General features: G+C 69.6%; 29 protein-coding genes, 1 tRNA gene and 1 pseudogene. 17 read left to right on the top strand and 14 right to left on the bottom strand.

The genetic code is table 11. From position 1 onward, the window contains the following. Nucleotides 1-98: 98 nt before the first annotated feature. The 3 genes from ACIP64_RS18195 (at nucleotide 99) to ACIP64_RS18185 (ending at nucleotide 2,978) form a co-directional block, all read left to right on the top strand. The gene (locus ACIP64_RS18195) at nucleotides 99-1,343 is read left to right on the top strand and encodes an MFS transporter (protein ID WP_401587984.1); all 1,245 of its coding nucleotides are present in this window, start codon (nucleotides 99-101) and stop codon (nucleotides 1,341-1,343) included. Between the two features lie 66 nt (nucleotides 1,344-1,409). Continuing rightward, nucleotides 1,410-1,739: an FmdB family zinc ribbon protein gene (locus ACIP64_RS18190; RefSeq protein ID WP_401587444.1), complete on the top strand. Its 330-nt coding sequence runs from the start codon at nucleotides 1,410-1,412 to the stop codon at nucleotides 1,737-1,739. A 228-nt stretch (nucleotides 1,740-1,967) separates the two neighbouring features. Continuing rightward, nucleotides 1,968-2,978, top strand: coding sequence for a zinc-binding alcohol dehydrogenase family protein (locus ACIP64_RS18185; protein WP_401587981.1), 1,011 nt, complete (start codon nucleotides 1,968-1,970; stop codon nucleotides 2,976-2,978). 75 nt (nucleotides 2,979-3,053) lie between these two features. Here ACIP64_RS18185 and ACIP64_RS18180 read toward each other — a convergent pair whose 3' ends face one another. After that, nucleotides 3,054-3,740 carry a helix-turn-helix domain-containing protein gene (locus ACIP64_RS18180; RefSeq protein ID WP_401587442.1) on the bottom strand — a complete coding sequence of 229 codons (687 nt, stop codon included), beginning with the start codon at nucleotides 3,738-3,740 and terminating at the stop codon, nucleotides 3,054-3,056. A gap of 278 nt (nucleotides 3,741-4,018) precedes the next feature. Here ACIP64_RS18180 and ACIP64_RS18175 point away from each other — a divergent pair, with 278 nt between their 5' ends. Then, the gene (locus ACIP64_RS18175) at nucleotides 4,019-4,624 is read left to right on the top strand and encodes a hypothetical protein (protein WP_401587439.1); all 606 of its coding nucleotides are present in this window, start codon (nucleotides 4,019-4,021) and stop codon (nucleotides 4,622-4,624) included. A 225-nt stretch (nucleotides 4,625-4,849) separates the two neighbouring features. Continuing rightward, a complete protein-coding gene (mscL, locus tag ACIP64_RS18170) occupies nucleotides 4,850-5,326 on the top strand; it encodes a large conductance mechanosensitive channel protein MscL (protein ID WP_401587436.1) in 477 nt (158 codons plus the stop codon). Between the two features lie 30 nt (nucleotides 5,327-5,356). Here mscL and ACIP64_RS18165 read toward each other — a convergent pair whose 3' ends face one another. Together ACIP64_RS18165 and ACIP64_RS18160 are read right to left on the bottom strand one after the other, a co-directional pair. Next, complete coding sequence (locus ACIP64_RS18165; protein ID WP_401587433.1) at nucleotides 5,357-5,566, bottom strand: hypothetical protein; 210 nt, start codon at nucleotides 5,564-5,566, stop codon at nucleotides 5,357-5,359. Between the two features lie 140 nt (nucleotides 5,567-5,706). Next, entirely contained in the window at nucleotides 5,707-6,696 is a 990-nt protein-coding gene (locus ACIP64_RS18160; protein WP_360916382.1) for a sigma-70 family RNA polymerase sigma factor, read from the bottom strand. Between the two features lie 187 nt (nucleotides 6,697-6,883). Between ACIP64_RS18160 and ACIP64_RS18155 the strand changes: the two genes are divergently transcribed. Further along, nucleotides 6,884-7,453, top strand: a complete 570-nt coding sequence (locus tag ACIP64_RS18155; RefSeq protein ID WP_401587430.1) for a GNAT family N-acetyltransferase — start codon at nucleotides 6,884-6,886, stop codon at nucleotides 7,451-7,453. 52 nt (nucleotides 7,454-7,505) lie between these two features. On the opposite strand, the gene ACIP64_RS18150 is transcribed toward ACIP64_RS18155, so the two are convergent. Further along, nucleotides 7,506-8,009: a MarR family winged helix-turn-helix transcriptional regulator gene (locus ACIP64_RS18150; RefSeq protein ID WP_401587427.1), complete on the bottom strand. Its 504-nt coding sequence runs from the start codon at nucleotides 8,007-8,009 to the stop codon at nucleotides 7,506-7,508. A gap of 106 nt (nucleotides 8,010-8,115) precedes the next feature. Here ACIP64_RS18150 and ribA point away from each other — a divergent pair, with 106 nt between their 5' ends. Beyond that, entirely contained in the window at nucleotides 8,116-8,745 is a 630-nt protein-coding gene (ribA, locus tag ACIP64_RS18145) for a GTP cyclohydrolase II (protein WP_401587424.1), read from the top strand. A gap of 17 nt (nucleotides 8,746-8,762) precedes the next feature. Beyond that, nucleotides 8,763-9,521: a dioxygenase gene (locus ACIP64_RS18140; RefSeq protein ID WP_401587978.1), complete on the top strand. Its 759-nt coding sequence runs from the start codon at nucleotides 8,763-8,765 to the stop codon at nucleotides 9,519-9,521. A gap of 87 nt (nucleotides 9,522-9,608) precedes the next feature. On the opposite strand, the gene ACIP64_RS18135 is transcribed toward ACIP64_RS18140, so the two are convergent. The 3 genes from ACIP64_RS18135 to ACIP64_RS18125 form a co-directional block, all read right to left on the bottom strand. Next, nucleotides 9,609-11,123 carry an MFS transporter gene (locus ACIP64_RS18135; protein WP_401587421.1) on the bottom strand — a complete coding sequence of 505 codons (1,515 nt, stop codon included), beginning with the start codon at nucleotides 11,121-11,123 and terminating at the stop codon, nucleotides 9,609-9,611. Nucleotides 11,124-11,317: 194 nt separating this feature from the next. After that, entirely contained in the window at nucleotides 11,318-11,944 is a 627-nt protein-coding gene (locus tag ACIP64_RS18130) for a TetR/AcrR family transcriptional regulator (RefSeq protein WP_401587419.1), read from the bottom strand. Nucleotides 11,945-12,193: 249 nt separating this feature from the next. After that, a complete protein-coding gene (locus ACIP64_RS18125; protein WP_401587417.1) occupies nucleotides 12,194-12,604 on the bottom strand; it encodes an organic hydroperoxide resistance protein in 411 nt (136 codons plus the stop codon). A 105-nt stretch (nucleotides 12,605-12,709) separates the two neighbouring features. On the opposite strand from ACIP64_RS18125, the gene ACIP64_RS18120 reads away from it, so the two are divergent. Continuing rightward, nucleotides 12,710-13,204 (top strand): MarR family winged helix-turn-helix transcriptional regulator, encoded by a 495-nt coding sequence (locus ACIP64_RS18120; protein WP_401587414.1) that lies wholly within the window; start codon nucleotides 12,710-12,712, stop codon nucleotides 13,202-13,204. Nucleotides 13,205-13,332: 128 nt separating this feature from the next. Next, nucleotides 13,333-13,405 (top strand) — tRNA-Arg (locus ACIP64_RS18115). A gap of 90 nt (nucleotides 13,406-13,495) precedes the next feature. On the opposite strand, the pseudogene ACIP64_RS18110 reads toward ACIP64_RS18115, so the two are convergent. The 4 genes and pseudogenes from ACIP64_RS18110 to ACIP64_RS18095 form a co-directional block, all read right to left on the bottom strand. Continuing rightward, a pseudogene (locus ACIP64_RS18110) lies at nucleotides 13,496-14,619 on the bottom strand (tyrosine-type recombinase/integrase). Next, the gene (locus ACIP64_RS18105; RefSeq protein ID WP_401587411.1) at nucleotides 14,619-14,837 is read right to left on the bottom strand and encodes a helix-turn-helix domain-containing protein; all 219 of its coding nucleotides are present in this window, start codon (nucleotides 14,835-14,837) and stop codon (nucleotides 14,619-14,621) included. Before ACIP64_RS18105 ends, ACIP64_RS18110 begins: the two are co-directional and overlap by 1 nt. Then, on the bottom strand, nucleotides 14,831-16,222 hold the full coding sequence (gene repSA, locus ACIP64_RS18100) for a replication initiator protein RepSA (protein WP_401587409.1): 1,392 nt from the start codon (nucleotides 16,220-16,222) through the stop codon (nucleotides 14,831-14,833). Before repSA ends, ACIP64_RS18105 begins: the two co-directional genes overlap by 7 nt. A 26-nt stretch (nucleotides 16,223-16,248) precedes the next feature. Beyond that, complete coding sequence (locus tag ACIP64_RS18095; protein ID WP_401587406.1) at nucleotides 16,249-16,413, bottom strand: hypothetical protein; 165 nt, start codon at nucleotides 16,411-16,413, stop codon at nucleotides 16,249-16,251. 352 nt (nucleotides 16,414-16,765) lie between these two features. Here ACIP64_RS18095 and ACIP64_RS18090 point away from each other — a divergent pair, with 352 nt between their 5' ends. After that, the gene (locus tag ACIP64_RS18090) at nucleotides 16,766-17,125 is read left to right on the top strand and encodes a GntR family transcriptional regulator (RefSeq protein ID WP_401587403.1); all 360 of its coding nucleotides are present in this window, start codon (nucleotides 16,766-16,768) and stop codon (nucleotides 17,123-17,125) included. 129 nt (nucleotides 17,126-17,254) lie between these two features. Here the strand turns inward: ACIP64_RS18090 and ACIP64_RS18085 are convergent, their stop codons facing one another. Continuing rightward, complete coding sequence (locus tag ACIP64_RS18085) at nucleotides 17,255-18,472, bottom strand: multiprotein-bridging factor 1 family protein (protein WP_401587400.1); 1,218 nt, start codon at nucleotides 18,470-18,472, stop codon at nucleotides 17,255-17,257. 494 nt (nucleotides 18,473-18,966) lie between these two features. Beyond that, the gene (locus tag ACIP64_RS18080) at nucleotides 18,967-20,208 is read right to left on the bottom strand and encodes a PP2C family protein-serine/threonine phosphatase (protein ID WP_401587397.1); all 1,242 of its coding nucleotides are present in this window, start codon (nucleotides 20,206-20,208) and stop codon (nucleotides 18,967-18,969) included. A gap of 518 nt (nucleotides 20,209-20,726) precedes the next feature. On the opposite strand from ACIP64_RS18080, the gene ACIP64_RS18075 reads away from it, so the two are divergent. From ACIP64_RS18075 to ACIP64_RS18050, 6 genes are all read left to right on the top strand, one after another. Then, nucleotides 20,727-21,128, top strand: coding sequence for a hypothetical protein (locus tag ACIP64_RS18075; protein ID WP_401587394.1), 402 nt, complete (start codon nucleotides 20,727-20,729; stop codon nucleotides 21,126-21,128). A gap of 354 nt (nucleotides 21,129-21,482) precedes the next feature. Next, the gene (locus ACIP64_RS18070) at nucleotides 21,483-21,926 is read left to right on the top strand and encodes a hypothetical protein (protein WP_401587391.1); all 444 of its coding nucleotides are present in this window, start codon (nucleotides 21,483-21,485) and stop codon (nucleotides 21,924-21,926) included. A gap of 290 nt (nucleotides 21,927-22,216) precedes the next feature. Next, the gene (locus ACIP64_RS18065; RefSeq protein ID WP_401587388.1) at nucleotides 22,217-22,573 is read left to right on the top strand and encodes a hypothetical protein; all 357 of its coding nucleotides are present in this window, start codon (nucleotides 22,217-22,219) and stop codon (nucleotides 22,571-22,573) included. Continuing rightward, complete coding sequence (locus tag ACIP64_RS18060) at nucleotides 22,570-22,950, top strand: hypothetical protein (protein WP_401587385.1); 381 nt, start codon at nucleotides 22,570-22,572, stop codon at nucleotides 22,948-22,950. The genes ACIP64_RS18065 and ACIP64_RS18060 overlap by 4 nt, the downstream gene beginning before the upstream one ends. Before the next feature lie 155 nt (nucleotides 22,951-23,105). Next, the gene (locus ACIP64_RS18055; RefSeq protein WP_401587382.1) at nucleotides 23,106-23,636 is read left to right on the top strand and encodes a hypothetical protein; all 531 of its coding nucleotides are present in this window, start codon (nucleotides 23,106-23,108) and stop codon (nucleotides 23,634-23,636) included. 245 nt (nucleotides 23,637-23,881) lie between these two features. After that, entirely contained in the window at nucleotides 23,882-24,316 is a 435-nt protein-coding gene (locus ACIP64_RS18050; protein ID WP_401587380.1) for a hypothetical protein, read from the top strand. Nucleotides 24,317-24,428: 112 nt separating this feature from the next. Here the strand turns inward: ACIP64_RS18050 and ACIP64_RS18045 are convergent, their stop codons facing one another. Continuing rightward, entirely contained in the window at nucleotides 24,429-24,701 is a 273-nt protein-coding gene (locus ACIP64_RS18045; protein ID WP_401587377.1) for a hypothetical protein, read from the bottom strand. Nucleotides 24,702-24,785: the final 84 nt, after the last annotated feature.

Below are 24,785 nucleotides of genomic sequence, written 5' to 3'. Positions count from 1 at the left end.
ATCGATCCTCCGGTTCTCCCCGTCCCTCACCTCGTACGCCGCACAAGGCGCGCCGGGACCGTGCGTCGTCCGGCGCGGGACGGCCCGGCTACGGACAGCTGCTGCGCACGCCCGGAGCGTGGACGTTCCTGCTGCCCGGGTTCACCGCCCGGCAGCCTTTCGCGATGCTCACGATCGGCATCGTGCTGCTCGTGCAGCACACGACCGGCTCCTACGGCACCGCGGGAGCCGTGTCCGCCGTCACCGGCGTCGCCATGGCGCTGTTCGCCCCGCAGAGCGGCAAGCTCGCCGACCGCTTCGGGCAGGGCGCGGTGCTCGTACCCGGCGTGCTCGTGCACACGGCCGCCGTGACGCTGCTGTCACTGCTCGCCCTCGCGCACGCCCCCCTGTGGGCACTGCTGGCGGTCGCGGTGCCGGCGGGTGCCTCGGTGCCGCAGGTCGGGCCCATGGTGCGCGCACGCTGGGCGGCCACCCTGCCGGAGAAGTCCCCGCTGCTGCCGACCGCCGCAGCCTTCGAGTCGGTGACCGACGAGTTCACCTTCGTCATCGGCCCGGTGCTGGCCACGGCCCTGTGCACCGGCGTCCACCCGGCGGCCGGGCTGCTGGCCGAAGCCGGGCTGACCCTGGCGGGCGGCCTGGTCTTCGCCGCGCAGCGACGGACCGCGCCCGCGCCGGCCGCCCGCGCCACGGGCGGCACCCGCGGACGGCAGCCCTCGGCGCTGACCGTGCCGGGCGTGCGGGTCCTCGCGGTCGCCTTCCTCGGCATCGGCGCGGTCTTCGGCGGCATGCAGGTCTCCATGACGGCCTTCACCGAGGAGATCGGCCGGCCGGACATCAACGGCCTGCTGTACGGCACCTTCGCCGCCGGGAACATGCTGGCCGGCATCGTCTGCGGCGCGGTGGCCTGGAAGTCCGGGCCCCGGCGGCGGATGGTCATCGGCTACACCGCGCTGACCGCGGCCACCTCGATGCTGTGGGCGGCACACGCCGTGCCGCTGCTCGGCGGGCTCGGGCTGCTCGTCGGGCTGACCATCGCCCCGGCACTGATCACCGGCTACACCCTGGTGGAATCGCTGGTGCCCGCGCAGGTCCGCACGGAGGCGTTCACCTGGCTGACGGGCGCGGTCGCGCTCGGGCAGGCGGCGGCGGCCACGGCGGCCGGCCGGCTCGCGGACGGCATCGGTGCGAGCGCCGGATTCACCGTGCCCCTGGCCGGTACCGCATTAGCGCTGATCACCTTGCTGGCACTGCGCGGCAGGCTCGCTCCGCAGTCCGCGGGACTGGTCGCGGCACGTGGGGACGGCAGTGGTATCGGTCACCGAGTGCCGGTCACGGTGGACTGACGCCGCGGAATGCTGCACTATTGACCGTCGTTAGCACTCACTGAGTCAGAGTGCCAGGAGGAGCAAGTGCCGACCTACCAGTACCAGTGCACCGAGTGCGGCGAGGGCCTCGAGGCGGTGCAGAAGTTCAGCGACGACGCGCTCACCGAGTGCCCGGCGTGCCACGGCCGCCTGCGCAAGGTCTTCTCCGCGGTCGGCGTTGTCTTCAAGGGTTCCGGTTTCTACCGGACCGACAGCCGCGGCTCGTCGTCCAGCAGCGCCCCGGCGGCCAAGGCCGGCAGCGGTTCCGAGTCGAAGTCGTCCGCGTCTTCGTCGTCGTCCTCGTCCTCTTCGACGGGTTCGTCCTCGGGCACCGGCGGCTCCTCGTCCAGCTCGGCGAGCACCTCCGCCGCCTGAGCGGAGGGCTTCGCGCGTCCGCACACGCGGATCCGCCCGAGCGGCGCCCCACTTTCGGGTGAAGGCCCCCGTCGGCAACGACCGGGGGCCTTCGGCGTACGCCCGCTCGCGGGGTGAGCGGGACGGGCAGGGTGAACCGGGCCGTGGCGGGCGGCCCTGCCGCCGGTATCGCCCCCGGCCGGTTTCACCGTGCGCGGCGACGGCTGCGGGCCACAGACTGGAGACATGCTGAGCGGTTGGGTCGTCGACCGGCCCGGGCCCATGATCACGGAGCCGTTGGTGCGCGTCGCCCGGCCGAAGCCGGTGCCGGGACCGACGGAGCTGCTGCTGCGCGTCGAGGCGTGCGGCGTCTGCCGGACCGATCTCCATCTGGCCGAGGGGGACCTGCCCCCGCACCGCCGGGAGACCGTGCCGGGGCACGAGGTCGTCGGGCGGGTCGTCGCCATGGGCGATCTCGCCGCCCGCTTCGCCGAGGGCGACCGGGTCGGTGTGGCCTGGCTGCGCGGCACCTGTGGGAACTGCGCCTACTGCCGGTCCGGACGGGAGAACCTGTGCCCGTTCTCCGTCTACACCGGCTGGGACGCGGACGGCGGCTTCGCGGACTTCACCACCGTCCCGGAGGACTACGCATACGCGCTGCCCGAGGACGCCGACGGCCACGACGCCGTGCACCTCGCGCCCCTGCTGTGCGCCGGGATCATCGGCTATCGCGCACTGCGCCGCAGTGACCTGCCGCACGGCGGACGGCTGGGCATCTACGGCTTCGGGGCGTCGGCGCACATCGCCGCGCAGGTCGCCCTGGCCGAGGGAGCGACGGTGCATGTGCTCACCCGGTCCCAGAAGGCCCGCGAACTCGCGCTGGAACTCGGTGCGGCCTCGGCGGCCGGTGCCGACGCCCGCCCCCCGGAACCGCTCGACGCGGCCATCCTCTTCGCGCCCGTCGGCGACCTGGTGCCGGTCGCCCTGGAGGCGCTGGACCGGGGCGGCACGCTGGCCGTCGCCGGCATCCACCTCACGGACATCCCCTCGCTCAACTACCAGCGCCATCTGTTCCAGGAACGGAATCTGCGCAGTGTCACCTCCAACACCAGACAGGACGGACAGGAGTTCCTGGCCCTGGCGGCCAGGATCGGGATCCGGGTGACGGCCACCCCGTACCCGATGGACCACGCGGACCGTGCCCTGGCGGATCTGGCCGCCGACCGCGTCAACGGCGCCGCCGTGCTCGTCCCGGGCTGACGGCGGGCGGCGGGCGGCTCCGGGCTCCCGGCTCCCGGCTCCCGGCTCCCGGCTCCCGGCTCCCGGCTCCCGGCTTCAGTCGACGCGTATCAGGCACCCCGTGACGTTCGAGGGGACGATCCGTATCCACAGGTCGTGGGTGCCGTCGGCCCACGGGTCGGGGTGGGCGTCCCTGGCGAGCGCGCGCACCTCGTCGGAGTCGGTGACGTGCTCGACGTTCCCGAGAAGCAGCACGCTCCAGCCGGCGCTGAGGGACGCGTCGAACCGATCGACCTCGAAGGCGACCTCGGTGCCCCGCCCGGCGGCCGGCGGGGTGTGCGGCGCCGTGCGGTAGACGATGGTGCCCTCGACGACGGAGTAGATGACCGGCAGTACGGCGGGATGGCCCGTGGCGGTGGTCAGCGCGACCCTGCCGACGTCCTGCCCCGACAGCCGGGTCCAGCACTCGTCCGCGCCCAGGTCGCAGGGCACCGGCTGGCCGGTCACCACATCGTCGGGACAGCTTTCGAGGTCACCCCCGAGCAGGCGGCTGGCCGTGGTCCGCAACGCGCCCGCGAGACGGAGCAGGGCGTTGGTGCCGATGCTGTGGTGGCACTGCTCCTCCACGTAGCGCACATAGCCCGGGGTCATCCCGGCCCGTGTGGCCACTTCCTCGCGGCTGAGCCCCAATTGCTCCCGCCGCTCCGCGACGCGGCGGGACACGTCGCCGGGGTGGGACCTGGAGTTTCCGGACAGGCCGTCGTGCAAGGTCTGCCTGGGCACGTCGACCACCTCCCGTTGTCGGGCTCAGGCGCTTCGTTTCGCTCTCCAGCACATCACCGCCCGGGCCGTGCCGCCAGGTCTGAATCCGCGGTCCCCTCGACCGGGCGACGAAGTTATCCACAACCGGTGAGTAATCCACAGGCCCGGAACGGCCGTCGGCGCGGTGGGGCATCGTGGTCCGTGCCGGTCCGACGACGAGAGCGGCGGCGAAAGCGGCGAGAACAAGTGACGGCACGTGGCCGGCAAGCGGTCAGCAAGTGGCGGTGGTGGCCCCAGTGATGGGTGAGAAGAGCGTGAACCGGGTGAACAGCGTGAACAGCGTGGGCGATGTGGCGGCAATGGCGGCACCAGCGACAGCGGGTGCGATCTCCCGGTCGGGCGCCGGGGCTCCGGCACCGCGCACGGTTCCGGATTTCGCGCCGATCAGGGCGGGCGGCGGGAGCCACCGCTTACGGCGGCTGCTGCGCCGGCGCCGCCGGGTGGTGGCGGCGGGACTTGCCATGACGGCCGCGGCAGTTGCGGCCACCGCGCCCCGGGAGGCCCCTCGGCCCGCGTGGTCCGGCCGGGCGGGGCCCGCGCCCGCGGTGGCCGCCGCGGCGCGTGACACGGTGCGCGCGCCCGTGCGGATCGCGGACGCGGAGGCGGTACGGCTCGTGCGCCCCGGCGACCGGGTGGACGTGATGGCCGCGGCGCGCATCGTCGCGCGGGCCGCGCCCGTGGTGGACGTACCACGGGAGTCCGACGGGTTCTCCGGTGTGCTCGGCCAGGACGGCGCGGGCGGCGGCGCGGACGGGGCGCTGATCGTGCTCTCGGTCCCGCGCGACACGGCCGCCGCGCTCTCCGGGGCCGCAGCGGGGACCCCTTTGTCCCTGGCGCTGCGGTGAAGGCGACGGCCACGGACGGTGGCCGCGGGCCCGGACCCCCGGGGCGGAGGGGGCGGGTCGGGGCGAGTCGGACAGGGGTGTGTCGCGCGGCGCCCAAGCCCGTACCCTCAGAGGCCGAACCGCTCACGGACCCCAGGGTTCCGCCGTCCGTCCCGTGGTGGGCCCGCTGACGCGTCAGGGTTCCGTAGGCCGAACATGCACGGTCGTTCGAAAGGAAATCGTCCCTTGAAGGGCTTCAAAGCCTTCCTTCTGCGTGGCAATGTCGTCGAGCTCGCTGTCGCCGTCGTCGTCGGCGCGGCGTTCAGCAAGATCGTCGATGCGTTCGTGAAGGGCCTCATCAACCCGGTGATCGGTGCCATCGGCACCAAGAACCTCGACGGCTACATCGTCTGCATCGAGAAGCCCTGCGTCGCCTCCGGCGGCGAGCTCACGAAGGGCGTGGGCCTGCTGTGGGGCTCCGTCGCCGGTGCCGCGCTGACCTTCCTGATCACGGCCGCGGTCGTGTACTTCCTGCTGATCCTCCCGATGAACAAGCTCAACGAGCGCCGCAAGACAGGCAAGGAGGAGGCGCTGCCCGGCCCGACCGAGCTGGAACTGCTCACCGAGATCCGCGACCTGCTCGCCCGCCAGCAGGGCAACGGCGGCGGTCACACCATCCCGTCGCCCTACGACCACGGCGGCGGGAACCGGACGCGCCAGTAGGCGCGGCGCGCACGGGCGCGCATGTCCGTCTCAGATGTGGTGCGGGGGCTTCTCGTCGAGGAAGCGCGCGAGATCTCCCGCACCGCCCTGCCCCTGCCGGTCGCCCCAGCCGGCGTCGGTGTCGTCGCTCGACTGCCGGTCCAGCGGGTCGTCGAAGACCAGCGCCGTCGCGGGGTCGCGTGGTTCACGCGGCCGGTCGGGTGCGGGCTGCGCGGCGGGGTGGGGATCGGAACTGCTCATGGGCTCCAGGGTACGGGGGTCCCGTACCGGGCCGGCCCGCTCCGGACAGGGGTCGGGCCCCGGTGCAGGGGGGTGGCACCGGAGCCCGAGTCTTGGGTGGGGGGTGGGTGCGGGCGCCGCGGCGGACGCCCGCCAGGGGGTCAGGCCGCCTCGATGGACAGCCCCGTCTGGCGCGCCATGCGCTTCAGGTCGGCCAGGGCGTGCTTCTCGATCTGCCGGATCCGTTCACGGGTCAGGCCGTGCTGCTTGCCGACCTCGGTCAGCGTCCGCTCGCGGCCGTCCACGATCCCGTAGCGCGCCCGGATGATGGACGCGGTCCGGTCGTCGAGCCGGTCGATCAGGTCCTCCAGTTCCTCACGCCGCAGCATGACGAGCACGGAGTCCTCCGGCGAGGCCGCCGAGGTGTCCTCGACCAGATCGCCGAACTGGGTCTCGCCCTCGTCGTCCACGGACATGTTGAGGCTCACGGGGTCGCGCGCCCAGTCCAGCACATCGGCGATGCGCTCCGGTGTGGAGTCGAGTTCGGCGGCGATCTCCGCGGGCTCCGGGTCGCGTCCGTGCTCACGGTTGAACTCGCGCTGCACCCTGCGCACACGCCCCAGCTCCTCCACCAGGTGGACGGGGAGCCGGATCGTGCGCGACTGGTCCGCGATGGACCGGGTGATCGCCTGGCGGATCCACCATGTCGCGTATGTGGAGAACTTGAAGCCCTTGGCGTAGTCGAACTTCTCGACGGCGCGGACCAGGCCCGCGTTGCCTTCCTGGATCAGGTCCAGCAGCGGAAGGCCGCTGCGCGGATAACGTCGCGCGACGGCGACGACAAGACGCAGGTTGGACCGGATGAAGACGTCCTTGGCCCGCGCACCTGCGGCGGCTATCGCCTCCAGTTCCTCGCGGTCGGCGCCGCCTCCCGAACCCAGCTCCTCGCCTGCGAGGAGCTGCTCGGCGTAGACGCCGGCCTCGATCGCCCTGGAAAGCTCGACTTCCTGCGCGGCGTCGAGCAACGGCGTGCGCGCGATCTCGTCGAGGTACATGCCGACGAGGTCGCGGTCGGCCATCTCGCCGTGGCCGTGCGCGCGGGCGCTGCTCTTCCCGCCGTTGGTGCTGCGGGCGACGGCACGGGTTGCCATGCGTGCTCCCTTGCGAAGGTTCGGTCGGGTGTCGGTCGAATGAGCCGCCTCTCAGCAGCTTCGCGACTACCTCTCGGCTGCCCACTCGAAAAGTGATAACGACTGGAATCCGGACACAATTCCCATGCGCAGCCCCATTTTTTACGATCTTGCAGTACCCTGTCCGGCCACAGCGAGAGGTGGATCATTGCCGAAGCCCCCGGAAGTGCAGGTCAGACCGGGTCGGGAGGAGGACCTGCGGGCCCTCACCGAGCTCTACAACCACTACGTCCGCGAGACGCCCGTCACCTTCGACCTGGAACCGCTTTCCCTGGAACAGCGCCGTCCATGGCTGCTCTCCCACCCGAAAGACGGACCGCACCGCCTTTTGGTTGCCCTCGAATCCGCAGAAACCCTCGAATCGGCCGCAACTCCGGACACCCCGGCCCCGGCCGGCCGCCTCCTCGGCTATGCGACGAGCAGCCCGTTCCGCCCGAGGGCGGCCTACGCGACCTCGGTGGAGACCTCTGTGTACTGCGCCCCCGGCGCGGTCGGCCTGGGTGTGGGCAGCCTGCTCTACACCGCGCTCTTCCAGGCTCTGCGGAACGAGGACGTGCACCGCGCGTACGCGGGCATCGCCCTGCCCAACGAGGCCTCGGCGCGGCTGCACGCCCGGTTCGGCTTCCGCCCGGTCGGCGTCTTCCGCGAGGTCGGCCGGAAGTTCGGCCGCTACTGGGACGTCGCCTGGTACGAGAAGGAGCTGACGCCCGTCGCCTGACCCGGGCCCCTCCCGGCCGCGCCCTTCGGAGCCGCCGGGCGCCGGGCGCCGTTCAGCGCAGCCAGGGCAGGTCCGCGACCGTCCCCTTCCCGGGCTGGAGTCCTTCCGCGATGGTCCGGCAGATCTCGCCCAGTTGCCGCGTCTGCTCCGGCGAGAGGCGGTCGAAGATCGCCCCGCGCACCGCCTCGACGTGCCCGGGCGCGGCGGCGGCGAGCGCCGCGAAGCCCTCGTCCGTCAGGACGGCGAGCTGGCCGCGCCGGTCGGACGGGCAGCTCTCGCGCCGCACCCAGCCGTTCTCCTCCAGCCGCGCTATGGCATGCGAGAGCCGGCTGCGCGTAATCTTCGAGCGTTCCGCGAGCTCCGTCATCCGCATCCGGCGCTCGGGCGTCTCCGAGAGCCACACCAGCAGCGAGTAGTAGGCGTGCGGCATGTTCGCGTCGCGCTGGAGCTGCCGGTCCAGCGCGTCGGAGACCAGCTGGGTCGATGCCATGTAGGCGCGCCAGGCGCGCTGCTCCTCCTCGCTCAGCCAGCGGGGTTCGGTCCTGCTCGTCGTCATGTGCCCATGGTACGAATTTATCTTGAAACCTCAAGCAATTAGGGGTACCGTCCATTCTGCTCGCTTGAAAGTTCAAGAAACACCGGGCAAGGAGCTCCAGGAACCGATGACCACCGCACCCGCGCTCCCCCAGGCCGCGATCCGTACCCGCGTGAGCGTCCCGCTGCGCTTCGCCGACGGCTGGACGACCTCCGCCGACGTTCTCACCTTCACCGGCCTCGCCGACGGCAAGGAGCACATCGCGCTCGGCCTCGGCGATCACGAGGGGGCGCCGGTACCGCTCGTGCGACCGCACTCCGAGTGCCTGACGGGCGACGTGTTCGGTTCCCAGCGCTGCGACTGCGGGCCCCAGTTGCGGGAGGCGGCCGAGCGCATCGCCGCCGAGGGCGGTTATCTGCTCTACCTGCGCCAGGAGGGCCGCGGCATCGGCCTGTACGCCAAGCTGGACGCGTACGCCCTCCAGGACCGGGGCCTGGACACCTACGCCGCCAACCGCGCCCTCGGCCGGGCCGACGACGAGCGCGACTACACCGCCGCCGCCCAGATGCTCGGCGCGCTCGGCGTGGACACGATCCGTCTGCTCAGCAACAACCCCGACAAGGCGGAGCAGTTGTCCGCCCTCGGTGTCGCGGTCGCCGAACGCGTGCCGACCGCCGTGCACCTCTCGCCGGCCAACGTCCGCTATCTGCGCGCCAAGGCCGAGCACACCCACCACACCCTCGACCTCCCGGCCTGAGGAGGCCCCCCATGCGCATGCCCGCCCTCTACCTGTCGCACGGCGCCCCGCCGCTCGCCGACGACCCCGTGTGGCCGGGTGAACTGGCCGCCTGGTCGGCCGGGTTCCCCCGCCCCACGGCGATCCTGATGATCTCCGCGCACTGGGAGGAGGCCCCGCTCGCGCTCGGCGCGACCACCACCGTCCCGCTGGTGTACGACTTCTGGGGCTTCCCCCAGCACTACTACGAGGTCAAGTACGCGGCCCCCGGCGCGCCCGCGCTGGCCGAGTCGGTGCGCAAGCTGCTGCGCGGCCCGGGCATCCCGGTGCAGGACATCCCGGACCGGGGTCTGGATCACGGGGCGTACGTGCCGCTCGTGGAGATGTTCCCGGGCGCGGACATCCCCGTGCTGCAGGTCTCGATGCCCACGCTCGACCCGCAGCGGCTGATGGACATCGGGCGGAGGCTGGCCCCGCTCCGCGACGAGGGCGTGCTGATCGTCGGCAGCGGCTTCTTCACGCACAACCTGGCCGCGCTGCGGCACGCCGGTGGCGTCCCCGGCTGGTCGGCCGAGTTCGACGACTGGGGTCGGCGGGCGCTGGACGCCCAGGACGTGGACGCGCTGCTGGACTTCTCGCACACCTCCCCTGCGGGCACCCTCGCCCACCCGCGCACCGAGCACTTCGCCCCGCTCTTCGTCGCCATGGGCGCGGCCGAGGACGATCTCGCCGCGCAGCGCAGCGTCATCGACGGCTTCTGGATGGGTCTGGCCAAGCGGTCTGTGCAGTTCGGCTGAGCCTCCGCCCCGCTCACCGCAAGCCGAAGGGCCCCGCTTCCGTCCGGAAGCGGGGCCCTTCGTACGGTGCGCCGGGGGGCGTCCGGGTCAGTGGGCGATCACGGGAACGACGATGTCCTCGGCGCTGCCCTCCGCCCCGTCCCCGGACGACGCCGCCACGACGCCGCCGCCGTGGCCGGCGTTGATGAAGGTGAAGGCGATGATCGCCGACACCGCCAGGATGCCGGCGGCCCACCAGATCGCGGTCGAGTAGCCGTGCACCGCGGCCGCGTTGATGAAGCCCTGCTTGCCCAGCGTGCGGGCCTCGGCGGCGTGGGAGGCGATCCACGCGGTGGTGGCGCTGGCCGCGATGGTGTTGAGCAGCGCGGTGCCGATGGCACCGCCGACCTGCTGCGAGGTGTTGACCATGGCGGAGGCGACACCTGCGTCACGCGGCTGCACACCGTACGTGGCCAGGCTCATGGCCGGCATGAACGCCGTACCCATGCCGAGGCCGAGCAGGATCTCAGCCGGCAGGATCAGGCCCGCGTAGGAGCTGCCGACCTGGAGCTGGGTCAGGATCAGCATGCCCACGGCCGCCAGCGCGAAGCCGGGGGTCATCAGCAGCCGCGGCCGGACGCGGTTCATCAGACGCGCGCCGATCTGGGTCGAGCCGGTGATCATGCCCGCGATCATCGGCAGGAACGCGAAGCCGGTCTTCAGGGCGGAGAAGCCCTGCACGACCTGGAGGTAGTAGCCGAGGAAGAGGAAGAGGCCGAACATGGCGATGATCGCCAGGCCGAGCGACATGTACACGCCGGCGCGGTTGCGGTCGGTCACCACGCGCAGCGGCAGCAGCGGCGCCTTCACACGGGACTCGACGACCACGAAGGACACCAGCAGGACGACCGCGACCACGAACAGGGCGATGGTCTTGCCCGCGAGCCAGCCGTCGGACTCGGCGACGGTGAAGCCGTAGACCAGCGAGACCAGACCCAAGGTGGCGAGCAGCGCACCGGGGATGTCGAGGCTGCTGTTGTTGCGGCTGCCGGCGGGCTCGCGGATGACCCGGAGCGCACCGAAGACGGCGACGGCGGCGAAGGGGATGTTCACAAAGAACGTCCAGCGCCAGTTCAGGTACTCGGTCAGCGCGCCACCGAGGATCAGGCCGACCGCGCCGCCACCACCGGCGATGGCGCCGAAGATGCCGAACGCCTTGGCGCGCTCCTGGGGCTCGGTGAACATCACCGCGAGCAGCGACAGGGCGGCGGGGGCGAGCAGCGCGCCGAAGGCACCCTGCAGGGCGCGGGCGCCGAAGAGCACCGCCTCGTTGGCCGCGGCGCCACCGATCGCCGAGGCGGCCGCGAAGCCGATGAGACCGGTGATGAACGTGCGGCGGCGGCCCCACATGTCGGCGATGCGCCCGCCGAAGAGCAGCAGTCCGCCGAAGACGAGCGCGTAGGCCGTGATGACCCACTGCTTGTTGGCGTCGGAGATGCCCAGGTCGACCTGGGCGGTGGGAAGCGCGATGTTCACGATGGTGCCGTCGAGGACGACCATCAGCTGAGCTATCGCGATGAAGGCCAGCGCCTTCCAGCGCTGGGCGTGGGCCGTTTCTGACATGGAAGAACTCACTAACGGTGGGGAGACGGGCACGACGGTGAACTCTGCAGACCGCATGGGCGCCGCGCGCCGATGCGGGCGGGCGCGACTCATGGACCAGAGAAGACGAAGGGGACCTACAGTACGTAACGGGTGAATGGTCGGCTAGTGAATTACCGGTCGGCCGGCCACGGCGCGCGGCTGCCGGCGGAGGCTCAGTGGTGCCCCCGAAGGTCGTCCAGCGTCACCGACGATCCGGGCAGCACCGAACGTGCCGGAGCCTCCAGACCGTCGACGAACAACTGAAGGTGCCGGTGGATGAAACGGCCCATGTCGCAGTGCGATCCCGGCAGCGGCCGGGTGAGCTGGCTGATCGCCACCATCAGATCGCCGACGTCGATGTCGTCGCGGAGCCGTCCGGACCGGCGAGCAGCCTCCATCAGACGCGCGACGCCGTCGTGCAGACGGACGCGGCCCTCCTCCAGGCGCGGATCACCCTGGCCGAAGCGCGCGACGAGCATGGGACACAGCGCCCCCACCCGCTCGTCGGCGGCTTCGTGCACAAAGGCGCGCAGCGCGTCGAAGGGGTCCGGTTCCTCGGCGAGCAGCCGCTCGGCGCGGTCCGCGATCCGGTCCATCACCGAGTACGCCACCTGGATCGCGAGTTCCTGGCGGTCGGCGAAGTGCCGGTAGACCGTCGCGTTGCCGACGCCCGCGCGGCGGGCGACCTCGTCGAGGGGTGCGTCGGCGCCGTACTCCAGGAGGACTTCACGGGCCGCGGCCATGATGCGCTCACGATTGCGTGTCGCGTCCGCGCGCTGCTTCACGGCGGTCTGGACCATGACGGGTCCTCCTCTCCCACGGTGCCGGGTGTACTGCCTGACGGTTGTCCGGTGCCGCGCATCCGGGGAACGTGTCCCCGCTTGCGCGACACAAGGGTAAACGGGGACGTCGTCCCCGGATATTTCAGCGCCTGTTGTGACCTGACTCACATTCAGCCGCATACGGGAAGGGCCCCGGCCGCACCATGGCGACCGGGGCCCTCCTCGTCTCCGTCGTGCGGGCCCACCGTCCTGGGCCCGGCATCGCGACTACTCGACGACGAGCTCGACGTCGATGTTGCCGCGGGTCGCCTTGGAGTACGGGCAGACCGCGTGGGCCTGCTCCAGCAGCTGGTGGCCGGTCTCGTTCTCCAGCTCCGGCGGCAGCTCGGCCCGGAGCACCACGGCCAGGGCGAAGCTCGTCTCGTCCTTGCCAATCGAAACCTCGGCGGTCACCGAGATGTCCTTCGTGTCCACCTTGGCCTGGCGGCCGACCAGGGCCAGCGCACTGGCGAAACAGGCCGCGTAGCCGGCGGCGAAGAGCTGCTCGGGGTTGGTGCCCTGACCGTTGCCGCCCATGGCCGGGGGCATGGCCAGCGCGAGATCGAGCTGGCCGTCGGAGCTCACGGCCCGCCCGTCGCGGCCGTTGGCGGTGGCGACAGCGGTGTACAGCGCGTCCATGGGAATCCGTCCTCTTTCGATCGCGTACGAACTCGTTGCGCCAAGTAGAGCACACAACTCAGTTGTGCACAACTAAAGTGTGGGCACTTCGGATACCCTGGACCCATGACCGCCCCTGCCTCTGCCCCCGCATCCGCATCCGCGCGGGCCGGCGACGACTACCTGCGCCTGGAGCAGCAGATCTGCTTCTCGTTGCAGTCCGCGTCCCGCGCCTTCGGCGGTGTCTACCGGGTCGTCCTCAAGGACCTCGGCCTCACGTACCCCCAGTACCTCGTCATGCTCGTGCTGTGGGAGCACGGCCCGCTGCCGGTGAAGCGCATCGGCGAGCACCTGCGCCTCGACTCCGGCACGCTCTCCCCGCTGCTGAAGCGCCTGGACACGGCAGGCCTCGTACGGCGCGAGCGCTCCGCCGACGACGAGCGCTCGGTCACCGTCCACCTCACCGAGGACGGCGCCGCCCTGCGCGAGCGCGCGCTCCAGGTGCCGCGCCGCATCTCCGCGGCCACCGGGCTCGGCCTGGACGAGATCATCGACTTGCGCACCCGCCTGGACCGGCTGACCTCGGCGCTCGACGCGGCCGACCTGGCGGAGGACGCCTGACGGCGCTTTACCGCCGGCCGGTGCGGACGCGCACGTCCGCACCGCCCCGCCCCTGATCCGCTACCCTGTCCTGGGCTGCCCTCCGGGGCGGCATCGCCTCGCCGGGACCCTGTCCCACGCGGGGCGTGGCCTCAGTAGCTCAGGGGATAGAGCACCGCTCTCCTAAAGCGGGTGTCGCAGGTTCGAATCCTGCCTGGGGCACATAGCGAAGGGCCAGTTCAGGGGCTTGGTCCCCCGGAACTGGCCCTTTCTCGTGACCACGGCCGTGCCACTTCCGTGCCACAACGCCCGCTACGAGTCGCCGTCACCCCGCGCCTTGCGGATCATCGAACCGAGCCGATCGGCGATCTCGCGATCACGACCGTTGACCATGTGCTGATAGATCAGAGCGGCACGTGGAGTGCTGTGGCCCATCCTGGTCATCAGCTCCCGCAGGCTCGCACCGGAGGCGGCGAGCGTGTTCCCGGTGTGCCGAAGATCGTGGAAGTGCACGTCTGCCGTGATGCCTGCCTTGGTCCGCGCGCGGATCCAGTCGTCTCGGAAGTTGCTCCGGCGCAACTGTCCGCCCTGCGGGCCGAGGAAGACGTGGCCGTCGCGGCCGGGCCCGGCGTAGCTGTCGAGGTGCCGTTGAACGTCCGGCAGGAGTTCGCTGGGGAAGGCCACCGGCCGAATACCGGCGTCGGACTTGGGTGCCTTGTCGAAGAGGGCTCCGGTCTGCATCTCTGCCTGCGAGCGCCGGACCATGAGCGCCGCCTTGCCCGTGTCGACGTCCCGCCGGCGGAGCGACGCCAGCTCCCCGAAGCGCAGCCCGGTAAAGGCTGCCAGGAGGACGAGCAGCCGGTAGCGCGAGCCCATCGCGTCAGCCACGGCGTACACCTCGCCCACGCTGAGGACCGGCCTCTCCGGCACGTCGTACCGGTCAGCGCCCTTGACCCGGCACGGGTTGCGCCGGATCAGTTCGTCATCCACGGCCGTGTTCAGGATCGCCCGTAAGACCTGGTACGCCTTGACCACGGTCGGCTCACCAGTGCGCGTCAGGCACGCCGTCCGCAGGCCCGCACCTGAGCTGTCGTGATCGAGACCAACGGCCGGTCACCGAAGGTGGGGAGCAGGTGCAGCCGGACCACCGATTCGTGGCGCTCGCGCGTACGCGCAGCCATCTTGCGATCCTTGAGCCACGCGAGGGCGTAGTCACCGAAGCTGACTTTGCCCGCATCCGGATCGGCCCACTGGCCGCGGGTGATGTCTGCCTCGATGTGGGTCAGCGCGACTTCCGCATCCGTCTTGGTCGCGTAGGTCTCCTCTGCGCTGCGGAGCTGGCCCGTGTTCGGGTCGCGGTATCGCACCTGCCATCGGCCCGACTTGAGTTGTCGCACCGAGCCGAAGCGGCGGCGTCTGCCCTGGTCGTTGGGCATCAGGCAACCCTCCTCAGGCCAACAGGGCAAGCACTCAGCGGCCGGACCGTGTGTTCGGCGATGAACGAGGAGACGGCGCTCTCCGGGATGCGGACGTGCCGACCGACCTTCACGAAGGTGATCCGGCGTTCCTCGATCAAGCGCCGGGGGAAGCGCACGGTAGTCCCCAGCAGCTCCGCGACTTCCTGCACTGAGAGCAGTCGATCCACGCTCACCACTCCCCCGCGTCATCGTCAGGCAGGTCGGCGAGAGCTTCGCGGGCGGTGTCGCGGTTGGTGCGGATGTCCCGGGCGATGCTGGCGGCAAGCCAGGATTCGCCGGGGGTGTGGCCGTGTCCGGCGTAGGTCCAGTGGGCGAGCACGAGCGTGGAGCCCTCCAAGGTGTCGTCGGGGTCAGGTAGCCCGCGCTGCTGGCGTTCCTGGCGGGCGCGGTAGTCGGCGCGGACCTGGCGCAGCGCGCCCAGGGTGGTGGAGTAGCGGCGGGACTTGGTGGAGAAGTGGCCGCGGAAGCCCAGCATGTGGGCCCAGGCCCGCAGCTTGCGGTCCGGGTATTCGGCGTCGAGGTCGAAGCAGGCTTCGATCAGGCGGCGGGTGTGGGTGGGGAGGTCGAACAGGTCGAGGGCTTCGCGGTTGCCCACCCGGCGATCGACGGTGCCGGTGGTCTCGGCAGCCTTGGTGGCGTACTTGGCCACGTAGGCGGCGACGGCCTGTTCGGTCAGCTCCTGGCCGTCATCCGTGCCGATGGGGCGGACATCGACCTGTGAACCCCAGCGCAGCTCCCGCGCCGGGAGGGTGCCGGCGGCCGGGACCGGAACCGAGACCCGGGCAGCAGCGGCGTGGATCGCGGCGTCCAGCAGCGCCACGCTGGCCCACGACGGCGGAACGTCCTCCGGGCCACCGGGGCCGTCGAGGCGGATGATCGCGTGGAAGTGCACGGCCCCGCGCTTTTGGTACTCGGCGACCTTGCCGAAGGAGACCCGGCAGACCTCCTTCAAGGCGGCTTGGGAGAGTCCGGCGCGGGCGGCGATCTCACGGCGCAGGTAGATGGTGAAGCGCCGCCACAGATCCCCGGCGTGGTTGTTCCACAGCACCGCACCCGCATAGTCGTACCGGTCCGGATCCAGCGGGGTGCCGATCGCCAGGTCATGCTCCGCATGGGCGAGGCCGCAGCGGCAGCGGCCGGTGTCGGGGCGGTTGTGGACCGGCCCGAACGACGGCGCGGTCAGCGTGGCGAACACCTTCGGGTGCGTGCGGACCGTTACGGGGACGTCCTTGCGCTCATCCCCGGTCAGCCCGGCCCGGATCAGGTGGAAGGTGTCGCCCGCGTAGGTCCAGGCGCACGAGGGGCAGCGCGAGGCCCGGCGGTTTCCGCACGCCACCCGTAACCGGCCCCCCGGCTCGCCATCGGTTGAGTACGAGTACAGGACGTCACCCGATTTGGCGTCGCGGGTGACGGTCAGCCCTTGCAGGTGGATCGGGTCGGCGCAGCCGCCGGTGCGCTGGATCTGCTCCCGCCACCGCTCGAACCCCGGATCATTCGCGAGCCGCAGCGCGTCGAGGAGCGTGTGGGGGTCGGTGCCGCAGGCGGCCGCAGCACCAGCCACAGCCGCCGGGGCAACAGGCGTCAAAGTCACGCGACCACCGCCATGGGGGCCATGGTCCATTCAGTGCCGGGGCGCACACCGCCCGTGTCACCGATACCGGCCTCGACCAGACGGCCGCCCTCGCAGATGTGGCACCAGATCTGGAACCCGGTCGAGTCGTAGCCAGTGCCCTCGCACTCCGGGCAGTCCATCCAGGACCGCGCCTCGAAGTACGCAGCACACGCAGCGGCGTCTCGGCACCGGCGGTCGCCACAGACCACGCAGGAACGAGACGAACGGACCGTCACCACCGCAGCCGGGCGCGAAGTTAAGGCACCGACCTCCACACGGGCAGGCAGCACAGGCATGATGGAACTTCCCTTCGTGGGACGAAGGGGGCGGCGAAACTGCTTGGCGGTAGGTGCGCCGCCCCCGGGCTTCACAGGGGGTCGATCTCATCTAGCTTCTCTTGTATTACCTAGATTAGTTGCCTGACGGCTAAGCGCAAGAGCTTTGGCGGGCACTGGGGAAGATTTCTTTAGGTCACTTAGGTAACCTGGATCCGTGACCGTGAGCCCGGACGTGCCCCGCAGCGCCTACGAACAGGTCGCTGACGATCTCCGGCGGCAGATTGCTGCTGGAGCCCTCAAGGCTGGGCAGCGGCTCGACGCAAACGCCAAACTGGCCGTCCGTTATGGCGTTGCCACCATGACCGTCCGGCACGCTCTCGACGTCCTCCGAGAAGAGGGCTTGATCGTGAGCCAGCAGGGTCGCGGAACCTTCGTCGCCAGCGATCCACCCGAGCTGGAGACCTCCGAAGGCGATGCCCAGATGACGGACGAGCTGTCCGAGATCAAGGCCGCGTTGGAGCTGATCAACTCGCGGCTCGACCGGATCGAAGGTCAGGTCCGCGCCCGGCCTTGACGTGCGAAGCGAGCCGGTCCACGCGCTGACCAGCTTCGATCAGTTGCTTCCTGATCTCGTGCAGCTCGACTAGTAACCGTGCCTTGTCCGCGACCCTCACTACAGCGTGCCCCCTGTTGGTTGTGGTGATCAGCCCAGCTTCATGTTCCCGGCGAGACGCCTGATCTCTTCCGTTCGTGCATGCCTATCCGTGGCCCGCAGGTCGTCCACAAGGTTCCGTGCAATCGGGCGATTGCGGACGTGCTGGGGAGCGATCGAGTCGGCGCGCAGAATTGCCTCAGCCGCCGGGTCCGACTTGCCGTTCATCATCTGGCCGGCCGCCATGCAGACCCAAAAGTGCGACTGCCGTTCGCCCGAGGCGATCCGGGCCACGTCGACCAGCTCAGCCTTCGACAGCACGTCGCGCGGATGCCCCAGTTCCAGACTGATCTCCACCGAGTGGATCTCCGCGTTCACCGCGTTGAACTGGGTCTGGAACACATTCCCGTCGTCAGGGAGACCGGCCGCAACTTCACGGGCCGCAGCCAGATGGGCTTCCGCTTCTGTGCGATCCCACAGCCGGGACCAGGCCACGGCGGCACGAAGGTGCATGGCTCCCCAGAGGGCCCGCACGACGTCGTCGGCGCCAGCCATGTGCGGTTCCAGATCATCCAAGGCTCGACGTGCCATGTTCTTGGCCGATCCGAGTTCGCCCTCATGGAGCCAGACCCCGCAAAGGTCCCAGCGAGCCGCCGCCTGCAAGACGGGAGAATCGGCACGCTCAGCAGCCACCAACTCACGCTGCACCGCACTCCACCCAAGGTCATGGTGACCGAGCAGGTTGGAGGAGACTCGCGCCATGTGACTCGACCGAAGCATCAGAGCCTCTGCCGCGGCCCGAGCCTCCCCGTCGGAGATGGCGCACAAGACGACCAGCTCGCGGAGGATCTGAGGGAGCACGTCACCCAGCGCCGTGAACTTCGCGTCCTGCCGCAGACGCTCGGCAGCAGCTACACGGGCCGCAAGATCAGCGAGCGTCGGGGCCGCGGGAAGCGCGATGAGATCCGCACCACCGGGCATCGTTGCCTGTTGCAGCGCCAGACGGAGACCGGGGATGGCGGCGTGACCGGAGTCGAGTTCACTCGTGTCATGCCGGTACGGCTGCCCGGTCAGCTCGACAACTTCGACGCCAAGAACATCGGCAAGCTGCCCGAGCACGCTCATGCGGTCCAGCGCCAGACGCCCGGTTTCAACCTTGGAGACCCAGCTCACGGAACGATCCACAGCGGCTGCCAGCTGCGCTTGATCCCAGCCGATGCGGCGTCGTGCCCTCGCAACGCGCTGCCCGGTAGTCAGGTCAGCTCCCATCATGGGCCCCCTTTCGACACTTCGAAGGTACCCACCAGGTGAGACCACGCTGTCAGTAAAAGTGACAGTTCAGCGAGCAACGGCCGTATCCCGCAGCCGAGTTACGGATTTCTCTACCTCATCAAGACACCCGGCGTCGCTCACGCTCCGCCGGGCGCGCGGCCCGCGTCCGGCCGCGCCCACGCTCCAGTCTTCGCCCCGCTCGGCGCGCCGTCCGCCGCCGCGCGCCCGCACAGGTAGGCCCAGGGGCATGAGGTCAAAACCGCGGTGGCTGAGGCGGCCGGCGCTCCGAGGCTTTAGGCAGCCACCATGGGGCGAGCCTCGAAGATCGGGGCCCACATCGGGCCATTGCGGGCAGGTCCACAGACCGCCCGAGTCGCCGCAAGCTTACGGGCCCCGATCTCTCGCCCCATGCCAGCTCCCGCCCAAAGCCTCTGCGCGCCGACCGTCGGTGTAGGTAACGGCCTGCTGTGGGGACGATCAGCAGTGCCTGTCTAGCCCATGATCGCCAGACGGTCGGCGGTGCCGCCGCGCCACTCGAAGAGGAAGATCGTCGCGTCGTCGCTGGTGACCCCGCCTCGCGCACGCTTCAGCGCGTGGGAAAGGACCCGCACCATGGCCCGTACACTCGTCTCCTTGATCCCGACCCGCGTGATGATGTCGACCAGTTGGCCAAGGCCGAACTGTTCCCCTCCGGCCTCGCGTTCCTCGATGAGACCGTCGGTGAAGCACAGCACCCGATCGCCGCGCCGCAGCATCAGTTCACTGATGCGGGGCTCCTCTCCACCGAAACCAACCGGCAGGGTCGTCCGGCTCTCCAGCCGCTGGATGACACGCCGGTCGCGGATGAGGAGCGGATCCGGATGGCCAGCGTTCACCCATTGCAGGTGTCCTGTCGAGATGTTGAGGCGCATCATCTGCGCGGTGACGAAGTGCTCGGGCCCGAACTGTTCAGCGATGACCTGGTCCATGAACGCGTAGATCTCGGCCAGTTCCACATCGGCGCGTCGGGCGTGGCGGTACGCACCGATGGCCGCGGTCGCCATCACGGCGGCGTCCAGACCGTGGCCCATCGCGTCGATCACGGCCAGGTGCAGGATGTCGTCGTTGAGGGCGTAGTCGAAGCTGTCGCCCGCGACCGCGTAGGCGGGCTCGAGGATTCCCGCCACCTCGACCTGGGGGACGGACATCATCAGCGGGGGCAGCAGGGACCACTGGATCTCTGCGGCTACGGTCATCGGGGCTCGGCGCCGGGCCTTCGTGAATTGATCGGTGTAGCTGTTCTTCGTCACCAGCATGTCGGCGACCATGCTCGCGAGCCGCCGCAGCAGCCGCCGGCCATCGTCATCCACGGTGTCCATCGTGACGCCCAGCACCCCCACCTGATCGCTGCCGTCCAGCAATGGCAGGAACAGCCGGATCCCGTCCGACAGCGGTACCTCCACGAGCGTTGCCTCCAGAAACGCCCGACCGGCATGAGATCCCGCGATCGGTACGGCCGCGCCACCGGCGAGTCGTCTGCCCGGCAGCGGCACGAGCATGATCTGTTCGTAGTCCTGCAGGAGCACGGAGACGGCACGTCCGCCCATCCTGGCGATCTCTTCCGCGATCAGCGGCGCGATCAATTGCGGCGGCATCTCGTGGGCACGGTCGAGCAACACGCCCAGCAGCCGTTCCCCGAATCCCTCGGACCGGTCGACCGGGACGTCGTCAGGACCGCAGGGTACTTCCGACATACCCCCATATGAACATGATCTCCGCGCTCTCCTGCGCCGACACTCATGAGGCGAGCTGACAGGGCACTTCCGCCCCCGCTGCGCCGTGGCGGACTGAGTGTCTAACTGCGCTACAACGGCCCCGTACGGGGACGGACGAGCACGGACGATCGCGCACAGTTCACGCAGGTCACCGGAGGTCCAACCCCAGGTCGCAGCACCACACGCATTGCTTCGGGACGAAGAGCGTCCGTGCCACATCCGTGCCAGATCGGGCGGGGTCTCACGGGGAATCGGGGTGCGCAGGGGTACGTGACGCCGGACTCCGCCCAGGGTAGGGAACCCGCAGGTCACAGCCTCGATCGCCCCACCTCGCTCCTAAAGCGGGTGTCGCAGGTTCGAATCCTGCCTGGGGCACGGGTTGAAGGGCCAGTTCAGAGGCTTCATCTCCTCTGACTGGCCCTTTCTGGTGACCACGGCGATGCCACGCACGTGCGACAAGGTCCGCTGTTGAAGGAGTTGCCGGCGGTGGTTGCACCATGAACAACCTGATCATCTGCATCCCCGCGACGGTGCAGCCGGCCGATCTGGTGGAGCCGCTTTCGGCGATCGGAGAAGTCGGCCTCCATCCGAACGCAGTGACCGTCGGCAAGGGTGTGGGCGGCGTCTCACTGTTGCTGGACGAGGGCCGCGAACTGGACCGCGAGTTCACGCAGGAGGAACTGGCCAGGATCGCCGAACTCCTCGGACCGTACACCGGCCTGATCCTGCCCCACCGCTACCGGGCCATGGACCTCGCCAAGCGGATCGCCCGAGCCATCGCCGAGCGCTTCCCGTGCGTGGTGGACACCGACTGGTCCTTCTTCGGCAGTGGCAAGCAGTTCCTGGCCCGCCTGGACGCGGATCCGGGCTGGGACTGGTGGGAGGACGAGGCGGGGTAGTTGGGCAGCCGGAGTCGACCGAGCCCTATCAGGAGTCCGATTCACCACGCTCTTTGCGGATCATCGAGCCGAGCCGATCGGCGATCTCGCGACCCCGTATCACCCCCGAAGTCGAACGCCTCCACCAACTGCTGCGCGAACCCCAAATGCAGCAACCGCCCTTGGTCGAACAAGCCGTGGTCGTCAAAACCCCAGCGCTGCTGGGGCAGTTCAACGCGGCCTGCACCAGCGCCGACTAACTCGAACCCGCCACCGTCGCCGCGTTCGCCACACACCCCGTCGCCGTGAGCCCGTGTCACCCGCGGCTGCTACTTTCCGGCTCGCGAACAAACCTCACCGGAAAGCAGGAACGCTGTGGGCGCATCGGGATGGGACTACTACGTGCCCTACCAGGAAGACCTGGAAGTCGCACTACAGAACCTCCGCCACAAGGTCTTCCACGCAGAGGACTACTACTGGGATCCCTGGGACGACGATCTGCCCGACGGGGTCGCCAAGCCCCGCCCGGCGACCATCGAAGAGCTGTGGGAGGACGAAACCGTCCAAGAGGAGGGCACCCACTCCATCCTGGACATGCACCGGGTCGTGCGGCCGCATGAAGAGCCTGACTACTTCACCGTGCAACCCGTCTCAACAACGGAGGCCCTACGAACCGTCGGCACCGAGCGACTCACCCGAGCCCACGTCGATGACCTGCAGCCCCTGGCCAATCGACGGTGGTTCGGCCGATGCGCCCTGCTGCACAACGCAGCCGGCGAACCCCAGGAGATCTACTTCTGGGGCTTCTCCGGCGACTGAGAAGCCGAGACTCTGCCCCCGGACAAGTCCACTCGCGCCACCTGGCCCGCGAGACAGTCCGCATCCTCGTGGTCACCGCCCATGGGCGCTGCCTTGGCGGGCAGGGCCACAGACCGCCCGAGTCGCCGCAAGCTCACGGGCCCCGATCTCTCACCCCCTGGCAGTCCAGCCCGTAGCCTCTCCACACCGGGCCGCGCGCTACAGTGCCGCTCCACCGGGGGACGGCTCTACCGGTATTTTCCGAGGCATCACGGACAGGGCGGAACGCTCAGATTCGGAAAATGATGAGAATGAGCGGGGACATCAGTGTCTCCGAGGAATACGTGTGGACCACTTCCTCCGGAATGTTCTGGTGGATCGTCGAGCACCTAAAAGAACGGGTCACCAACCAGTCCGTCTGGGCATGCGCCGACAAGGACGGGTTCGAGGTGCTGAAGGACTTCCGGGTGTACCGACTCCCGGAGCCCGGCCGCCGCGAGGTACTGCGCGTCTTGGTCCAAGACCTCCCGTCGGCCTACGGGGCATGGGCACGTGAGCACACTTCGCTGTCCGAGGCGCAGGTGGCCGGTGCGGTCCACAACCTGGAGATCCTGGCCATGATGGCCACCGAGGTGCTGCGGGAACGGGACAACGGGAGCGCGGGGTGAAGTTCTACAGCGTCTCCATCTCTCCCGAATACGGCTGGCTCATGTATTCCGGCAGGGAGCCGATGTTCAACCTGATCGTCGACATACTCCGCGAAGAGCTGCCCGCACCCGGGGAACTCACGATCGTTCCCCGCCAAGACGGTCCCGGTGACGGCGGTCTCCACCTCAACCTGTTGGCCTTGCCGGCCGACCGGTACCGGACGGCACTCGAGATACTCGCCGACGGAACAATTCCCAGGGCACGCGCGGCGCTCTACGACGGCGAACTCATCGCCGTCTATCCCCATTGGGAGTGGGGTGACGATCGAGTCAAGGCGCTGGGGGACATCAAGACGGTGGCACTGATCGCGAGGAACGTGCTGGCCCGGATGGGCTGACCCGTCTGCCGGGGGTCGCCCGGTTCGGGTTGCTGCTGCATGGGGTCCCCGGCTGTCCCTACAGCAGCCAGAACATCGAATGACCTCAGGCGACGCGCAGACCTGTCCACGGGAACCGCGGGCGGCACCCTGACGATCACGCTAGGGTGCGCAGCGTGCCGTCGCTGATCAGCGCCATCCGCGGAGACGAAGCCGCCACCGACTACCTCACATGGCCAGGCGAATTCGAGCTCGATCGTGCCAAGAACGCCGACAACGTCCGACTTGAGTCGGGTGAGCGCTTGGAGAGCTTTGCTGGAGACGGTGCCGGCGGCAGGTACTTCTTCTGCGGTGAAGGCGGCGAAGAGCGTCCAGTGCTGTTCGCTGACTCCGAAGGCAGCGCCGCACTGATCGCCATCGGTCTCCGAGAACTCCTCCAACTCCTGCTCGTTGCACCCTGGTGGCACAGCTGCCTGAACTTCACCGCGGATGAGAGCCATGAACTGGCGGCCGAATACCTGGAGGACATGCCTGACCTGTACCTGCGCCGGGACCGTGCAGCAGTGGCACTCGGCATCGACCTTCCCCCCGAGGCCGACGCCCTTGCCAGACTGCACGAGGTAGCAACGAACCTTGGCGCCGACTTCACATTGGTCTTCACGCCCTCAAACCTGCCCTACCGACCGCTCATCACCAGATCAGGCTGACCACGCGCCAACGCAGGCGAGCTGCCGGCGGCGCAGAGCAACCGCCCGATGGGACGAGCAGATCTCACCGTCGCGCCGGTGCATCCCCATCGCAGGGAACTGCGGTGGCGGGTCAGCTTCGGAGCCTGAGGAAGCGGGTAGCCGCGCTCGACCGCTGAAAGGAGGAGCCATGGAGACCGCACTCCGCCACAGCGGGTGTCGGGGTTGGAATCCTGCCTGAGAAATCGGGGCCGTAACGTGCACTCATGCGCTACTTGGCCGAGTCCTTCATCGCCGGGGCCCTGAGAAGGGGGCGTTCGGTTGAGCAGTTCCTCGGGCCGATCGGTTCGCCCGAGCGTCTTGGGGTCGCCTATGTCGAGGTCCGGCCGACGAAGGCGGCCTATGAGATCTACGTCCACGCCGTCGAGGACGTCGGACACGCGGCCTTCTGCGATCTGGTGGAGTTCCCACCGTTCGACGTGAAGGACGAGGAAGAGGCTTTCGGTCGCCTCCTTGCTGTCGCCAAGGACCCACAGGCCGCGCTGGCGACCGCCGAGAAGGAAACGGGAGCGCTCCGCACACGATGGGTGAACCAGGGCCTCGTGCAAGACGAATACTGGGACTTCGTGCGGGCAGGTCGGCCCAGCGTCATGGCTCCGGACGGGCGGGCATGGCCCAGTGGCCCGATGACATCCCTATGAGCTGACACGTGGACACCCCCGGATCCGCCTCCCCTGTCGGTTCGCGATGCGGTCCCCAGGCCGCAGAGCACCGACAACGAACCCCCGGGCGCGGACGCCGTCTCGACCGGCTCTATTCGTCCTCGGTCAAGCCCATGGCGAAGGGGAAGGACACCAGGAACTCGCGCCGTGCAGGGTCGGGCTCCGCTTCGGCCAGGTCCGCCAGGGCCCGCAGGAATCGTGTGCGTTGGTCTGCGGGCAGTTGGAGCAGGACCCAGCCGATGGTTTCCATCGTCTTCACCGCGGAGTCGGGATCCACTTCCTCGTCCCCGCAGCTCTCCAGCCACCGAACGACATCCACGAGCAGTCCGGTGAGCACGGGCACGAGCGGGTCCACGTCGGTCACCTGTGCAACCTAACCGCTCCCTGCGACACTCGGGGACACTGTGATCGCTTTGGGTCGGGCCGCGTACGATCTCGCGTTCGGGGT

Source organism: Streptomyces sp. NPDC088733 (assembly GCF_044751185.1).
Lineage (GTDB): Bacteria > Actinomycetota > Actinomycetes > Streptomycetales > Streptomycetaceae > Actinacidiphila.
Note: the sequence above shows the minus strand (reverse complement) of the source record. Positions and strands in the feature narration are given on the sequence as shown.

Excerpts from the sequence above, each read along its gene's own strand:
- ACIP64_RS18175 (WP_401587439.1), top strand. The coding sequence starts at position 4,019 with ATGGGTGAGAAGAGCGTGAACCGGGTGAACAGCGTGAACAGCGTGGGC.
- ACIP64_RS18165 (WP_401587433.1), bottom strand. The coding sequence starts at position 5,566 with ATGAGCAGTTCCGATCCCCACCCCGCCGCGCAGCCCGCACCCGACCGG.
- ACIP64_RS18160 (WP_360916382.1), bottom strand. The coding sequence starts at position 6,696 with ATGGCAACCCGTGCCGTCGCCCGCAGCACCAACGGCGGGAAGAGCAGC.
- ACIP64_RS18150 (WP_401587427.1), bottom strand. The coding sequence starts at position 8,009 with ATGACGACGAGCAGGACCGAACCCCGCTGGCTGAGCGAGGAGGAGCAG.
- ribA (WP_401587424.1), top strand. The coding sequence starts at position 8,116 with ATGACCACCGCACCCGCGCTCCCCCAGGCCGCGATCCGTACCCGCGTG.
- ACIP64_RS18140 (WP_401587978.1), top strand. The coding sequence starts at position 8,763 with ATGCCCGCCCTCTACCTGTCGCACGGCGCCCCGCCGCTCGCCGACGAC.
- ACIP64_RS18135 (WP_401587421.1), bottom strand. The coding sequence starts at position 11,123 with ATGTCAGAAACGGCCCACGCCCAGCGCTGGAAGGCGCTGGCCTTCATC.
- ACIP64_RS18130 (WP_401587419.1), bottom strand. The coding sequence starts at position 11,944 with ATGGTCCAGACCGCCGTGAAGCAGCGCGCGGACGCGACACGCAATCGT.
- ACIP64_RS18125 (WP_401587417.1), bottom strand. The coding sequence starts at position 12,604 with ATGGACGCGCTGTACACCGCTGTCGCCACCGCCAACGGCCGCGACGGG.
- ACIP64_RS18120 (WP_401587414.1), top strand. The coding sequence starts at position 12,710 with ATGACCGCCCCTGCCTCTGCCCCCGCATCCGCATCCGCGCGGGCCGGC.
- ACIP64_RS18095 (WP_401587406.1), bottom strand. The coding sequence starts at position 16,413 with ATGGACTGCCCGGAGTGCGAGGGCACTGGCTACGACTCGACCGGGTTC.
- ACIP64_RS18085 (WP_401587400.1), bottom strand. The coding sequence starts at position 18,472 with ATGGGAGCTGACCTGACTACCGGGCAGCGCGTTGCGAGGGCACGACGC.
- ACIP64_RS18080 (WP_401587397.1), bottom strand. The coding sequence starts at position 20,208 with ATGTCGGAAGTACCCTGCGGTCCTGACGACGTCCCGGTCGACCGGTCC.
- ACIP64_RS18075 (WP_401587394.1), top strand. The coding sequence starts at position 20,727 with ATGAACAACCTGATCATCTGCATCCCCGCGACGGTGCAGCCGGCCGAT.
- ACIP64_RS18065 (WP_401587388.1), top strand. The coding sequence starts at position 22,217 with ATGAGCGGGGACATCAGTGTCTCCGAGGAATACGTGTGGACCACTTCC.
- ACIP64_RS18050 (WP_401587380.1), top strand. The coding sequence starts at position 23,882 with ATGCGCTACTTGGCCGAGTCCTTCATCGCCGGGGCCCTGAGAAGGGGG.